Source organism: Cellulomonas sp. HZM (assembly GCF_000708885.1).
Taxonomy (GTDB): Bacteria; Actinomycetota; Actinomycetes; order Actinomycetales; family Cellulomonadaceae; genus Cellulomonas.
Genome location: NZ_JEOE01000010.1, coordinates 14,776 through 27,771, shown reverse-complemented (window position 1 = coordinate 27,771; position 12,996 = coordinate 14,776). Strand labels below are relative to the sequence as shown.

The 12,996-nt window shown below is 73.8% G+C and carries 14 protein-coding genes; 13 read left to right on the top strand and 1 reads right to left on the bottom strand.

Features of this window, described 5'->3' with window-relative positions:
• The first annotated feature begins 11 nt into the window (after positions 1-11).
• From lepB to AW16_RS17015, 8 genes are all read left to right on the top strand, one after another.
• Positions 12-803, top strand: coding sequence for a signal peptidase I (gene lepB, locus AW16_RS0107590; RefSeq protein ID WP_051681768.1), 792 nt, complete (start codon positions 12-14; stop codon positions 801-803).
• Positions 800-1,582 carry a ribonuclease HII gene (locus AW16_RS0107585; protein ID WP_081861521.1) on the top strand — a complete coding sequence of 261 codons (783 nt, stop codon included), beginning with the start codon at positions 800-802 and terminating at the stop codon, positions 1,580-1,582. The genes lepB and AW16_RS0107585 overlap by 4 nt, the downstream gene beginning before the upstream one ends.
• A 14-nt stretch (positions 1,583-1,596) precedes the next feature.
• Positions 1,597-1,920: a DUF2469 domain-containing protein gene (locus AW16_RS0107580; protein ID WP_029289351.1), complete on the top strand. Its 324-nt coding sequence runs from the start codon at positions 1,597-1,599 to the stop codon at positions 1,918-1,920.
• A 167-nt stretch (positions 1,921-2,087) separates the two neighbouring features.
• On the top strand, positions 2,088-2,444 hold the full coding sequence (locus tag AW16_RS0107575; RefSeq protein WP_029289350.1) for a YraN family protein: 357 nt from the start codon (positions 2,088-2,090) through the stop codon (positions 2,442-2,444).
• A complete protein-coding gene (locus AW16_RS0107570; RefSeq protein ID WP_029289349.1) occupies positions 2,445-3,968 on the top strand; it encodes a YifB family Mg chelatase-like AAA ATPase in 1,524 nt (507 codons plus the stop codon).
• Complete coding sequence (gene dprA, locus AW16_RS0107565; protein WP_081861520.1) at positions 3,965-5,257, top strand: DNA-processing protein DprA; 1,293 nt, start codon at positions 3,965-3,967, stop codon at positions 5,255-5,257. Before AW16_RS0107570 ends, dprA begins: the two co-directional genes overlap by 4 nt.
• A 303-nt stretch (positions 5,258-5,560) precedes the next feature.
• Positions 5,561-6,493 (top strand): tyrosine recombinase XerC, encoded by a 933-nt coding sequence (locus tag AW16_RS0107560; protein ID WP_029289347.1) that lies wholly within the window; start codon positions 5,561-5,563, stop codon positions 6,491-6,493.
• Positions 6,494-6,552: 59 nt separating this feature from the next.
• Complete coding sequence (locus AW16_RS17015) at positions 6,553-7,578, top strand: FliA/WhiG family RNA polymerase sigma factor (protein WP_034648372.1); 1,026 nt, start codon at positions 6,553-6,555, stop codon at positions 7,576-7,578.
• Positions 7,579-7,660: 82 nt separating this feature from the next.
• On the opposite strand, the gene AW16_RS18060 is transcribed toward AW16_RS17015, so the two are convergent.
• Positions 7,661-8,269 carry a peptidoglycan DD-metalloendopeptidase family protein gene (locus AW16_RS18060; protein WP_156044103.1) on the bottom strand — a complete coding sequence of 203 codons (609 nt, stop codon included), beginning with the start codon at positions 8,267-8,269 and terminating at the stop codon, positions 7,661-7,663.
• A 469-nt stretch (positions 8,270-8,738) separates the two neighbouring features.
• Between AW16_RS18060 and rpsB the strand changes: the two genes are divergently transcribed.
• The 5 genes from rpsB (at position 8,739) to AW16_RS0107525 (ending at position 12,987) form a co-directional block, all read left to right on the top strand.
• A complete protein-coding gene (gene rpsB, locus AW16_RS0107545; protein WP_029289344.1) occupies positions 8,739-9,686 on the top strand; it encodes a 30S ribosomal protein S2 in 948 nt (315 codons plus the stop codon).
• A gap of 138 nt (positions 9,687-9,824) precedes the next feature.
• Positions 9,825-10,670, top strand: coding sequence for a translation elongation factor Ts (gene tsf / locus AW16_RS0107540; protein WP_029289343.1), 846 nt, complete (start codon positions 9,825-9,827; stop codon positions 10,668-10,670).
• 98 nt (positions 10,671-10,768) lie between these two features.
• Positions 10,769-11,512, top strand: a complete 744-nt coding sequence (pyrH, locus tag AW16_RS0107535; RefSeq protein WP_029289342.1) for a UMP kinase — start codon at positions 10,769-10,771, stop codon at positions 11,510-11,512.
• Between the two features lie 78 nt (positions 11,513-11,590).
• Positions 11,591-12,148: a ribosome recycling factor gene (gene frr / locus AW16_RS0107530; protein WP_029289341.1), complete on the top strand. Its 558-nt coding sequence runs from the start codon at positions 11,591-11,593 to the stop codon at positions 12,146-12,148.
• Entirely contained in the window at positions 12,148-12,987 is an 840-nt protein-coding gene (locus tag AW16_RS0107525) for a phosphatidate cytidylyltransferase (protein ID WP_029289340.1), read from the top strand. Before frr ends, AW16_RS0107525 begins: the two co-directional genes overlap by 1 nt.
• Positions 12,988-12,996: the final 9 nt, after the last annotated feature.

The following is a 12,996-nucleotide window of genomic DNA, read 5'->3' as shown; positions in this document are numbered from 1 at the left end:
AGAGTGTCCGGGTGACGGATGCCGACGAGCTCGACCAGCACGACCTGGTGGCCAAGGACGTGACGGGCGACCGAGGCGCCGGGCACGCACCTCGCCACGCCGCCGACCCGCAGCGCGGCCGCCCCGCGCGCAGCGGCGCTCTGTCGTTCCTGCGCGAGACGGTGATCATCCTCGTCAGCGCGCTCGTGCTGTCGCTCGTCGTGAAGACCTTCCTGGTGCAGGCGTTCTTCATCCCGAGCGGCTCGATGAACGACACGCTCATCAAGAACGACCGCATCCTGGTCAACAAGCTGGCTCCCGGTCCGTTCGACCTGCACCGCGGCGACATCGTGGTGTTCAAGGACCCGAACCACTGGCTCAGCGACGAGCCGGAGGAGCCGACGTCCGCGGCGGGGACCGTGCTGCACGACCTCCTGACGTGGGTCGGTCTCTACCCGAACGACGCGGGCGAGCACCTCGTCAAGCGCGTCATCGGCCTCCCCGGCGACCACGTGGCGTGCGCCGGCCCGGGCAAGCCCGTGACCGTGAACGGCGTCGCGCTCGACGAGCCGTACCTCAAGCCGGGCTCCGAGCCGAGCGAGTCGGCGTTCGACATCACGGTGCCCGCGGACAGCCTGTGGGTCATGGGGGACAACCGGCAGCACTCCGCCGACTCACGCTGGCACCAGGGCGAGCCCGGCGGCGGCTCCGTGCCGGTCAAGAACGTGGTCGGCGTCGCGTTCGTCATCGTGTGGCCCGCCGACCACTGGACCGTGCTGCGCAACCCGGGCGCGACGTTCGCGCAGGTCCCCGACGCGTCGTGAGCACGCTCGAGGCCCCGTCCGTCCCCGCTCGCGTCGGTGACGCCCGCGGCGTGCGGCGTCCGACGAGGCCCGGGCCGCACCTGCGGCACGAGCGCGGGCTCCTGCGCGAGGGTGCCGTGCTCGTCGCCGGCATGGACGAGGTCGGGCGCGGGTCCCTCGCGGGGCCCGTGAGCGTCGGAGTCGTCGTCGTCGACGCGTCCACGCGGTCCGCGCCCAAGGGGGTCGCGGACTCCAAGCTCCTCACGCCGCTCGCCCGCACCGCGCTGCTTCCTGCGCTCGGCAGGTGGGGCGTCGCGCGAGCGGTCGGGCACGCGAGCGCGGCCGAGATCGACGCGATCGGCATCATCGCGGCGCTGCGGCTCGCCGGCACGCGTGCGCTCACCGTGGTCGCGCAGGTCGTCGGGCCGGTCGACACGGTGCTGCTCGACGGGTCGCACGACTGGCTGACCCCGCCCGCGCAGGGAGACCTGTTCGACGACGAGCCTCCCGTGCCGGCGTTCGGGACCCCGCGCGTGCACGTGCGCGTCAAGGCGGACCGCACGTGCGCGACCGTCGCAGCGGCGAGCGTGCTGGCCAAGTGCGAGCGCGACGCGCTCATGGCGCAGCTCGCTACCGAGCACCCCCTGTACCGCTGGGACGAGAACAAGGGCTACTCGTCGCCCGACCACCTGGCCGCGCTGGCCGAGCACGGCCCGTGCGTGCTGCACCGCCGCTCGTGGCGCCTGCCGGGTGTCACCGGCGTGGGCGACGTCGACGTGCGCGTTCCTGGCGAGGCGTAGGAGATGATGGGCGCGTGAGCGCGGAGGACCTGGAGAACTACGAGACCGACATGGAGCTCGCGCTGTACCGCGAGTACCGCGACGTGGTCGGGCTCTTCTCGTACGTCGTCGAGACCGAGCGGAGGTTCTACCTGGCGAACCAGGTGGACCTGCAGGTGCGTTCGGCGGCGGGCGAGGTGTACTTCGAGCTCGCGCTCGCCGATGCGTGGGTCTGGGACGTCTACCGCTCGGCGCGCTTCGTGAAGTCGGTGCGGGTCGTGACGTTCAAGGACGTCAACGTCGAGGAGCTCGCCAAGGCGGAGCTGGACCTCGGCGGCGGGGCGGGTTTCCCGCGCTGACCTGGGTTGATCTGCGCTGACCTGGGTTGAGCTGGACTGAGCTGCGCGCACGGGGCGATCTCCGGCCGTTCTGCCGAACCGACCACAGGCACGCGCGCTCGCCCGTCGTCCACCGATGGGTCGTCGCTCGCCGACGCGGGCCGCGTCGTCCGCGCGACCGTCGGGGCATGAGAGCGAAGGACGCCGTCGGACGGCACGGGGAGGACGTCGCCGCGGCGCACGTCGAGGCGCGCGGGTGGCGGGTGCTGGACCGCAACTGGCGATGCCGCGAGGGCGAGGTGGACCTCGTCGCGCTGGACGGCGACGAGCTGGTCGTGGTCGAGGTCAAGACGCGTCGCTCGACGTCGTACGGGTACCCCGCGGAGGCCGTGACGCGCACCAAGCTCGCCCGCGTGCGTCGCCTGGCGGCGCTGTGGCTCGCCGCGCACGACGTGCGTGCTGCGTCGGTCAGGGTGGACGTCGTCGCGGTGCTGCTGCCACGGTCCGGTGCCGCGGTCGTCGAGCATCTCGTGGGGGTGGTCTGAGTGACGCTCGGGCGCACGCTCGGCGTCGCGCTCGTCGGGCTGAGGGGGCACGTCGTCGAGGTCGAGGCGCACCTCGCGCCGTCGCTGCCGGCGTTCACGCTGGTCGGGCTGCCCGACGCCTCGCTCGCCGAGGCGCGCGACCGTGTCCGTGCGGCGGTCGCGTCGTCCCGGCTGACCTGGCCGAACCGCCGGATCACCGTGAACCTGTCGCCGGCATCGTTGCCGAAGTCGGGGCCGGGGTTCGACCTGGCGATCGCCGTCGCGGTCCTGGCAGGCGCCGAGGTGATACCGGCAGGCGTGGCGGACGGCGTGGTCCATCTCGGTGAGCTCGGGCTCGACGGGCGCCTGCGGCCGGTCCGTGGCGTCCTGCCCGCGGTGGCCGCCGCGGTGGCCGCAGGGCACCCGCGGATCGTCGTGCCGGCGGCGAACGTCCCGGAGGCGAGCCTCGTGCCGGGTGCCCGTGTCCGTGGCGCGGGGTCGCTCGCCGAGGTGGCCGCGTCGTACGGGGCCGAGATCGACGTGGTGCCCGTGGAGCCGGTCCCGGCGGAGGAGCCGCCCGTGCGCTCGGCCGCCGCGGGCCTCGACCTCGTCGACGTGGTGGGGCAGCACGAGGCGCGTGAGTGCCTCGAGGTCGCCGCGGCGGGCGGGCACCACCTCCTGATGGTGGGGCCACCGGGGACGGGCAAGACGATGCTCGCGGCGCGGCTGCCCGGGTTGCTGCCGGACCTCGACGAGGCGGCCGCGGTCGAGGTGACCGCGGTGCACTCGGTCGCGGGCACGTTCGACCCCGGTGACGGCCTGGTCCGCAGGCCGCCCTTCGAGGACCCGCACCACACCGCGACCCCCGCGAGCGTCGTCGGAGGCGGCTCCGGAACGCCGCGGCCCGGCGCCGCGTCCCGCGCGCACCGGGGCGTCCTGTTCCTGGACGAGGCCCCGGAGTTCTCGACCGCGGTGCTGCAGACGCTGCGCCAGCCGCTCGAGCACGGCGAGCTCGTGCTGCATCGCGCGCAGGGCACCGCGAGGTACCCGGCACGCTTCCAGCTCGTGCTGGCCGCCAACCCGTGCCCGTGCGGGCGGGCCGTCGGCAAGGGTCTGGGCTGCACGTGCCGCAGCGAGCAGCGGCGACGCTACTTCGGCAAGCTCGAGGGTCCGCTCCTCGACCGGGTCGACCTCCAGGTGGAGCTGCACCCGGCGCGCGCGGGGGAGCCCGCCGGCGAGCCGACCTCGCTCGTCGCCGCGCGTGTCGCGCAGGCTCGCTCGGCCGCCGCCGAGCGACTCGCGGGAACGCCCTGGACGTCCGGTGCCCAGGTGCCGGGCACGTGGCTGCGCGAGCGGCTCGGGCCCGGGCGCGCGCTCGTCGCCGACCTGGATCGAGCCGTCGACCGCGGCACGTTGAGCCTTCGGGGCGTCGACCGCGTCCTACGCGTGGCGTGGACGTTGGCCGACCTGTCGGGCCGCGCGGCGCCCGACAGGTCCGACGTGGGACGCGCGCTGCTGCTGCGCACCCGGGGGCAGGGCGCATGAGCGCGTCGCGGAGCGGGCCGGTCGCCGACGAGACGGTGGACCGGATGGTCGACGGGTCAGGGGACCGGGCAGCCGGGAGGGCGACCGACGAGGTGGCCCCGCGGGTGTCGCCGACCGAGCGCTCGGCGCGTGCGGCCTGGAGCGCGCTCGCGGAGCCGGGAGACCCCGTCGCGGGCGCACTCGTCGGCGCGCTCGGTGCGCACGACGCGCTGGAGCTCGTCTCGATCGCTGCGGATCGCGGCGTGGCGGCGGCATGGCGGGCGACGACGGATGCCGTCGTCGGACCGTCGGGGGCGTCGCTCGCGCGGCTCTCGCGGGCGGTCGAGCGTTGGCGTCTGAGGCTCGCCGACGCCCGCTCCCGGCGCGTCGGGGAACACGTGCGCGAGGGCATCCGGCTCGTCGTCCCGGGTGACGACGAGTGGCCGGAGCAGCTCGACGAGCTGGGCGACGCGGCACCGTTCGCGCTGTGGGTCCGCGGTGGGCCGGTGCGCGGGCTCGCCGCGCGCTCGGTAGCGGTCGTGGGCGCCCGCGCCAGCACCACGTACGGCGAGCGCGTCGCGCACGACCTCGCGGTCGGGCTCGCGCAGGCGGGCGTGATCACGGTGTCCGGCGGCGCGTACGGGATCGACGCGGCGGCGCATCGTGGGGCGCTGTCGGGCGCGACGCCCGGCGGAACGGCCTGCCCGACGCTCGTGCTGCTCGCTGGGGGAGTGGACCGGGCGTACCCCGCCGGCAACGCGCGACTCTTCGAGGCGGTCGTCGCCGGCGGCGGCGCGATCGTGTCCGAGGTACCGCCGGGCAGCCTGCCGACGAAGAGCCGGTTCCTCCAGCGCAACCGGCTCATCGCAGCGTCCTCGCGGGCGACCGTCGTCGTGGAGGCGGCGTGGCGGTCCGGCGCGATCAGCACCGCCAACCACGCCGCGCGTCTGCTGCGGCCCGTCGGTGCCGTGCCCGGCCCGGTCACGTCCGTGGCGTCGGCAGGTTGCCACCGGCTCCTGCGCGAAGGGGTGGCGGTGTGCGTGACCGACGCGGACGAGGTCGTCGAGCTCGTCGGGCCCGTCGGCGCGAGCGCGGTCGTGGAGACCGGCGACGTCCACGCGCAGGACGAGCTCGACCCGGGTGCGCGCCGTGTGCTCGACGCGCTCGCGCGCCACCGTCCGGCGACGGTCGAACGCGTCGCGGCGCTCGCGGGGGTGGACCTGCGCGCTGCGCACGGTGCGCTCGGCCTGCTCGAGCTCTCCGGGCACGCGCAGAGGTCGCAGGACGGCTGGCGGCTCGGGGTGCGCTGAGCGGTCCGGGGGCGCCGAGCGGTCCAGGTCCCCGCTCCCGGGGCGCTCGGGAGGCAGCGCACGGCGCCTCGGCACCTGAGAGCCCGCAGTGTGGACCCCGTGAGGCCGCCGAGCGGGCTCGTGACGATCGTCACGAACGGGCTAAGGTCGCGGATCTGTACGCCCGACCGGGTGAAAAAGTGGCACGGGCTACAGGTTTCTGGTGGGCCAATCGGACATTCCGGGGGGATTCCCCGGGCATTAGGCCGGGCAGGTGAATCCTGTGCTTGTCCTGAGGCTGTGTTTCGCGTCACCGTATGCCCCATGAGTGCGACGGAGATCACCGAGAAGGCGCCCGACCGGGCGCAGCTTCTCCACGACTTCTCCGCATTCCTGCGCCTGCAGCGCGGCCTGTCGGCGCACACGGACCGCGCCTATCTGGGTGACGTCGAGGCGCTGCTGTCCTTCGCGGCCCGGCACGGCGCTCGCACGCTCGACGCCGTCGACCTGCGCACGCTGCGGGCCTGGCTCGCGTCGCAGGCGTCGGCGCACCGCAGCCGCGCGACGCTCGCGCGCCGCGCCGCCGCCGCGCACACGTTCTTCGCGTGGGCCGCCCGCACCGGGCGCGTCGCGAGCGACCCGTCGGCCCGTCTCACCGCGGCCAAGGTCGGCCGAACGCTGCCCACGGTGCTGCGGGCGACGGCCGCGAACGACCTCGTCGACACCGCTCGCGAGAACGCGACCGACGGCGACGCGGTCCGCGTGCGCGACTGGGCGGTGCTCGAGCTCCTGTACGCGACCGGCGTGCGCGTCGGCGAGCTGTGCGCGTGCGACCTGCGCGACGTCGACCTCGCCGAGCACACCGTCCGCGTCGTCGGCAAGGGCGACAAGCAGCGCACGGTGCCCTTCGGCCGGCCTGCGGCGGACGCGCTCGACGCGTGGATCACCACCGCTCGTCCCGCGCTGGCGCGCCCGACGTCGCCCGACGCGCTGTTCCTCGGCGCTCGCGGTGGTCGTCTCGACCAGCGCCTCGTGCGCGAGGTCGTGCACACGGCCGCAGCCGCGGCGGGCGTCGACGACCTCGCGCCCCACGGCCTGCGCCACAGCGCGGCGACGCACCTCCTCGAGGGCGGCTCCGACCTGCGCAGCGTGCAGGAGCTCCTCGGCCACTCGAGCCTGTCGACGACCCAGCGCTACACGCACGTCACCGCCGAGCGGCTCCGCTCGGCGTACTCGCTCGCCCATCCACGCGCGTGACCCCCGCACTGTCCCCTGCTGCACAGCCCCTCGCCAGATCCGTCCCCCCGGAGAGCACCATGACCACCACACACGTCGACGTCGTCGCGAGCTGGCTCGAGCACGTCGCCGGGCACGCGGCGCCCGCCGGTGTCGTCCCGCAGCCGCGCACCGTCCCCGCCGCGCCCGTCGACGACGTCGTCACGGTCGACGGCGCGCTCGCGGAGGCGGTCGACGAGGCGCTCGAGAACGGTTCGCTCGTCGCGGCCCGCGAGGACCGGGCGCAGGCGACCGCGCTGCTCGACGAGGTCCCGACGCAGCGGGCGCCGATGGCCGACGAGCTCTCGGCGATGGTCGCGCTGCTGTGGTCCGACCTCAAGGAGAAGTCGTGCGCCCAGGCGCGCGAGCGGCTCATCCTGCACTACGCGCCCCTGGTCGCCGCGGTCGCCGGCCGGGTGGGCATGCGGCTGCCGAGCACCGTCGAGCACGCGGACCTCGTCTCGTACGGGATGTTCGGGCTCATCGACGCGATCGAGAAGTACGAGACCGACCGCTCGGTGCGCTTCGAGTCGTACGCGAGCGCGCGCATCCGCGGCGCGATCATCGACGAGCTGCGAGCCATGGACTGGGTCCCGCGCTCGGTGCGGACCAAGGCGCGGACCGTCGAGCGCGCGCACGCCGAGCTCGAGGCCCGCCTCCACCGCGCGCCCACCGAGGCGGAGATGGCACGCCACCTGCAGATCTCGCTCGCCGAGCTGCGGGCCGTGCACACGCACGTGTCGTCGTCGAACGTCGTCGCGCTCGACGAGCTGCTGGGCGGCGAGGAGCGTGTCGGTGGCGTCAGCCTGGGGGACACGCTCGGTGACGAGCGCGCGGTCGACCCCGCCGGTGCGGTCGACGCCGCAGAGACGACGTTCCTGCTCTCGCGAGCGATCGAGCAACTCGGTGAGCGTGAGCGCACCGTCGTCGTCCTCTACTACTACGAGAACATGACGCTCGCGGAGATCGGACGGGTGCTCGGCGTGACCGAGTCGCGGATCTCCCAGATGCACACGGCCGCGATGCAGCGTCTGCGTGCGCGGATGGTCGAGGCCGAGCGCGCCTGACGCCGCGAGCTCCACGGCGCGATCCTGACGGTGCGGCGCGGGCCCGCTGCTCGGGACGCGGAGCTCGGTCGACGTCGACCGGTCACGGCCAGTCGATCGTCGCGTCGGGCAGGAGCACGATCGGCGCCGCGCGCCCGACCAGGACGAGCGGGTCCACGTAGTGCGGCGGGTCGAACGGCCCCTCGCGCACGCCCCAGTGCACGCAGGAACCACCGCAGTGCCCGCCCGTCGGCGCGACGACGCCGACGACGTCCCCCGCCGCGACGCGGTCGCCTCGCGCGACGTCTGCGACGACCGGCTCGAGGCTCGAGCGCAGGCCGTCGGCGTGCGCGACGGTCAGGACGGGCCGTCCGGCGACGCTGCCGACGAACGTGACGGTCCCCGCCCCCGGGGCACGGACGTCCGAGCCGGGCGCCGCGGCGAGATCGACCCCGCGGTGCCCTGCGGCCCACGGCGTGCGGGGAGGGTCGAAGTCGTCGAGCACGCGACCCGGCCCCTCGACGGGCAGCCGGTAGCGGCTCGTCGTGCCGGGCGACGAGGGTTCGTCGTCCGCGACCGCGAGCGCGGGCCCCGCGAGACCCGCGGCGATCAGCACGACGAGGGCGAGGTGCGCGGCGCGCGTGCGGCGGCGCATCGGGCGACGGGGCGCGAGAGGTCGCCGCGGCGTGCGGCGCGGGGTGTGGTGTGCCATGGCGGCAGGCTCTCGTGGTGCATGCGCAGCCGGCGGGCGACCGGTGGACGGCTGTGGACGCGTCCCGTCCGGTGCGTGCCTGTGGACGGTTCGCGGCGCAGTGCGGCGGAGCGCCCTGGGGCGAGGTGTCGGCGTCGCGCCGCGCGCACCGCGGCAGGCATGCCGACGGTGCGGGTGCTCGCGCGAGCGGCGTGTCCCGCAGCCCCGCGCGCCGGGGTAGACTCCTCGCTGCGACCGGTCCGTGCCGGTCGACTTCGCGCGTCATCACCCGCCCGTCCTGCCGCTGGTCCCCAGCGTCCAGGCTCCGGACCGGGGTCGTCATCGCAACGGTCCGGGCCTCGCCCGGCGCGTCCGACGACATGGCGCCAGGGGCGCCGACTCCCGTCGGGGCCGACAACCGAACCGCGGTCCCGCTCGCCGGGCCCGCACAGACGTGCGCGCCTCGCGGTGCGCGCCGGAAGGATGTGCCATGGCCGTCGTGACCATGCGCCAGCTGCTCGAGAGCGGTGTCCACTTCGGGCACCAGACCCGCCGCTGGAACCCCAAGATGAAGCGCTTCATCTTCACCGAGCGCAACGGCATCTACATCGTCGACCTGCAGCAGTCGCTGTCCTACATCGACCGCGCCTACGACTTCGTCAGCCAGACCGTCGCGCACGGTGGCTCGATCCTCTTCGTCGGCACCAAGAAGCAGGCGCAGGAGCCCGTGGCCGAGCAGGCCGCGCGCGTGGGCATGCCCTACGTCAACCAGCGCTGGCTCGGCGGCATGCTGACCAACTTCTCGACGGTCCACAAGCGCCTGCAGCGCCTCAAGGAGCTCGAGCAGATCGACTTCGACGACGTCGCCGGCTCCGGCCTGACGAAGAAGGAGCTCCTGGTCCTGCGTCGCGAGAAGGACAAGCTGAGCAAGACGCTCGGCGGCATCCGCGACATGGCCAAGATCCCCTCGGCCGTGTGGATCGTCGACACGAACAAGGAGCACCTGGCGGTCGACGAGGCGCGCAAGCTCGGCATCCCCGTCGTCGCGATCCTCGACACCAACTGCGACCCGGACGTCGTCGACTACCCGATCCCGGGCAACGACGACGCGATCCGCGCGGTCCAGCTGCTCACCCGCGTGATCGCGGACGCCGCCGCCGACGGCCTGCTCAAGCGCCACTCGGGTCGCACCGCGGCCGCCGAGGGCGCCGAGGCCGACGCCGAGCCGCTCGCCGAGTGGGAGCGTGAGCTCCTCGCCGGCGCCGAGGCAGACCTGGCCGACGCGAAGGTCGCACCGGAGGCCGCCGCCGAGGTCGCCGTCGCCGAGACCGAGATCGCGCAGGAGGTCGCCGAGCAGGCTGCCCCCGAGGCCGCGCAGACCGAGGTCGCCGAGACCGAGGCGCCCGCCGAGGCTGCCGAGGGCGACGCCCAGGCCTGACGCTCACAGGGTGGGGCCGCACGCGGCCCCACCCGCAGCGCACCGGTGGGCCCGACAGGCCCGCCGCCAGCACGACTTCCGCAACGACCACCGGCGTGCGGGCGCGAGCCCGCCGTGACGGAGAACGGGACACACGACATGGCGAACTACTCGCTCCAGGACATCAAGGACCTGCGCGAGAAGACCGGCGCGGGCATGCTCGACGTCAAGAAGGCGCTCGAGGAGGCGGAGGGCGACGCCGACAAGGCGCTCGAGATCATCCGCGTCAAGGGCCTCAAGGGCGTCGGCAAGCGTGAGGGCCGCGCGGCCTCCGACGGCCTCGTCGCGGCGCACGTCGGCCCGACGGCCGACGGCGAGGGGCAGACGGGCGTGCTCGTCGAGGTCAACTCGGAGACCGACTTCGTCGCGAAGAGCCAGAACTTCATCTCGCTCGCGGACCGCGTGCTCGCGGCCGCCGTCGAGACCGGCGCCCGCGACGCGGACGCGCTGACGTCGGCGGAGTACGAGGGCACCACGGTGCAGAACATCGTCGACGAGACGGCCGCCACGCTCGGCGAGCGCGTCGTCGTGCGCCGCCTGGCCCGCGTGGCCGGCGAGCACGTCGAGGTCTACCTGCACAAGGTCAACAAGGACCTGCCCCCGCAGGTCGGCGTCCTCGTGGCGACCGACGCGGCGGGTGCCGGCGTGGCGCGCGACATCGCGACGCACATCGCGGCCTACTCGCCGCTGTTCCTCACGCGTGACGAGGTCTCGGCCGAGACGGTCGAGAACGAGCGCAAGATCGCCGAGGAGACCGCGCGCAACGAGGGCAAGCCCGAGGCCGCGCTCCCGAAGATCGTCGAGGGCCGCCTCAACGGCTTCTTCAAGGAGAACGTGCTGCTCGACCAGGCGTTCGCGAAGGACCCGAAGAAGTCGGTCGGCCAGGTGCTCACCGAGGCCGGCGGCACGCTGACGGGCTTCGTGCGCTTCCGCGTGGGAGCCTGACCCCAGCACCGTCCCGGTGGCCCCGGTCCGTGAGGGCCGGGGCCACCGGCGCACCACCAGCACGACGCACCGACCGTACGAGCTCCCTGGAGGATCGCGTGAGCCAGAATCCCGTTGTCGACGGGACGGGCGCCCCGGCGCGACGCGTCCTGCTCAAGCTCTCGGGCGAGACGTTCGGCGGCGGCGACGTGGGTCTCGCGGTCGACGTCGTGCGTCGCGTGGCCGGGGAGATCGCGCTCGCCGTCAGGGAGGGCGTGCAGGTCGCGATCGTCGTCGGCGGCGGCAACTTCTTCCGCGGTGCGCAGCTCTCCCAGTCGGGTCTCGACCGGGCCCGTGCGGACTACATGGGCATGCTCGGCACGGTCATGAACTGCCTCGCGCTGCAGGACTTCCTCGAGCAGGCCGGCGTGGACACGCGTGTGCAGACCGCCATCACGATGGGTCAGGTCGCCGAGCCGTACATCCCGCTGCGCGCGATCCGTCACCTCGAGAAGGGGCGCGTCGTGATCTTCGGCGCCGGTGCGGGCATGCCGTACTTCTCGACCGACACCGTGAGCGTGCAGCGTGCCCTGGAGACGCACTGCCAGGAGGTGCTCATGGGCAAGAACGGGGTCGACGCGGTCTACACCGCGGACCCCCGCAAGGACCCCGACGCGAAGCGTCTCGAGCACCTCACCTACACGGAGGCGCTCGTCGAGGGCCTGGCCGTGATGGACGCGACCGCGATGTCGCTGTGCCGGGACAACGACGTGGTGATGCGCGTGTTCGGCCTCGAGGAGGAGGGCAACGTCACGCGCGTCCTTCGAGGTGAGAAGATCGGCACGCTGGTCACCGCGAGCTGACGAGCCCCACGACCTTCGCACCACCACGACCATGAGCGCCCGACCGGGCGCGGCACGACGAACGGGACGGAGCAAGCCGTGATCGACGAGACCCTCCTCGAGGCCGAGGAGAAGATGGACAAGGCTGTCGAGGTCGCCAAGGACGACTTCGCGGCGATCCGCACCGGGCGCGCCAACGCGGCGATGTTCGCGAAGGTGTTCGTCGACTACTACGGCAGCCCGACGCCGCTGCAGCAGCTCGCGTCGTTCAACGTGACCGAGGCGCGCACCATCCTCGTCTCGCCGTTCGACAAGTCGGCGACCGCGGCGATCGAGAAGTCCCTGCGCGACTCCGACCTCGGCGTGAACCCGACGAACGACGGCAACGTCATCCGCGTCGTGCTGCCCACGCTGACCGAGGAGCGCCGCCGCGACTTCGTGAAGCTCGCCAAGGCGAAGGCCGAGGACGCCCGCATCTCGGTGCGCAGCGTGCGCCGCCGCGCCAAGGAGGAGCTCGACCGCATCGTCAAGGACGGCGAGGCGGGCGAGGACGAGGTGACGCGTGCCGAGAAGGAGCTCGAGGCGCTGACGAAGAAGCACGTCGACCTGGTCGACAGCCTCCTCGCGTCCAAGGAGAGCGAGCTGCTCGAGGTCTGATGACGGAGCTCGCCGCACCCCGCACGTCCCGGACGGGTCGCGACCTGCCGGTCGCGACCGCCGTCGGCGTCGGCCTGCTCGTCGTCGTCGTGCTCTCGCTGTTCATCGTCAAGGAGGTCTTCGCGGGCCTCGCCGTGCTCGTGGTGTGCGCAGCGCTGTGGGAGCTGGCCCAGGCGTTCACGCGCCGCGCCATCCACCTCCCGCTGCTCCCGCTGCTCGTCGGTGCCGTCGGCATCCTGGTCTCGGCGTTCACGTCCGGTCCCGAGGCCCTGTTCGTCGCGTTCATGCTGACCGTCGGGGGCGTCGTCATCTGGCGCGTCCTGGACGGCAGCGGCCCACGTGCGCTGCGCGACGCCACCGCGGGCGCGTTCGCCGCGGCGTACCTGCCGTTCCTCGCGGGCTTCGTGATGCTCATGCTCGCCGCCGACGACGGCCCCGCGAGGGTGCTGCTGTTCATCCTGCTCGTCGTCGCGTCCGACACCGGCGGCTATGCCGTCGGCGTGCTCGTCGGACGCCACCCGCTCGCGCCGTCGGTGAGCCCGAAGAAGTCCTGGGAAGGGCTCGTCGGCTCCGTGGTCCTCGCCTGCGTCGTGGGCGTCGTCGGGATGCAGGTCGCGTTCCACGGCGAGCCGCTCACGGGCGTGTTCCTCGGCCTGGCGACCGTGGTGACCGCGACGCTCGGCGACCTGTGCGAGTCGATGCTCAAGCGCGACCTCGAGCTCAAGGACATGGGCACGCTGGTGCCCGGCCACGGCGGGATCCTCGACCGCCTCGACTCGCTGCTGCTCACGGCACCCGCCGTCTACCTCATCCTGACGCTGCTGCAGCCCCCGGCGTAGCGTCGAAGC

Excerpts from the sequence above, each read along its gene's own strand:
- rpsB (WP_029289344.1), top strand. The coding sequence starts at position 8,739 with ATGGCCGTCGTGACCATGCGCCAGCTGCTCGAGAGCGGTGTCCACTTC.
- AW16_RS17015 (WP_034648372.1), top strand. The coding sequence starts at position 6,553 with ATGACCACCACACACGTCGACGTCGTCGCGAGCTGGCTCGAGCACGTC.
- AW16_RS18060 (WP_156044103.1), bottom strand. The coding sequence starts at position 8,269 with ATGGCACACCACACCCCGCGCCGCACGCCGCGGCGACCTCTCGCGCCC.
- AW16_RS0107560 (WP_029289347.1), top strand. The coding sequence starts at position 5,561 with ATGAGTGCGACGGAGATCACCGAGAAGGCGCCCGACCGGGCGCAGCTT.
- dprA (WP_081861520.1), top strand. The coding sequence starts at position 3,965 with ATGAGCGCGTCGCGGAGCGGGCCGGTCGCCGACGAGACGGTGGACCGG.
- AW16_RS0107525 (WP_029289340.1), top strand. The coding sequence starts at position 12,148 with ATGACGGAGCTCGCCGCACCCCGCACGTCCCGGACGGGTCGCGACCTG.
- AW16_RS0107575 (WP_029289350.1), top strand. The coding sequence starts at position 2,088 with ATGAGAGCGAAGGACGCCGTCGGACGGCACGGGGAGGACGTCGCCGCG.
- tsf (WP_029289343.1), top strand. The coding sequence starts at position 9,825 with ATGGCGAACTACTCGCTCCAGGACATCAAGGACCTGCGCGAGAAGACC.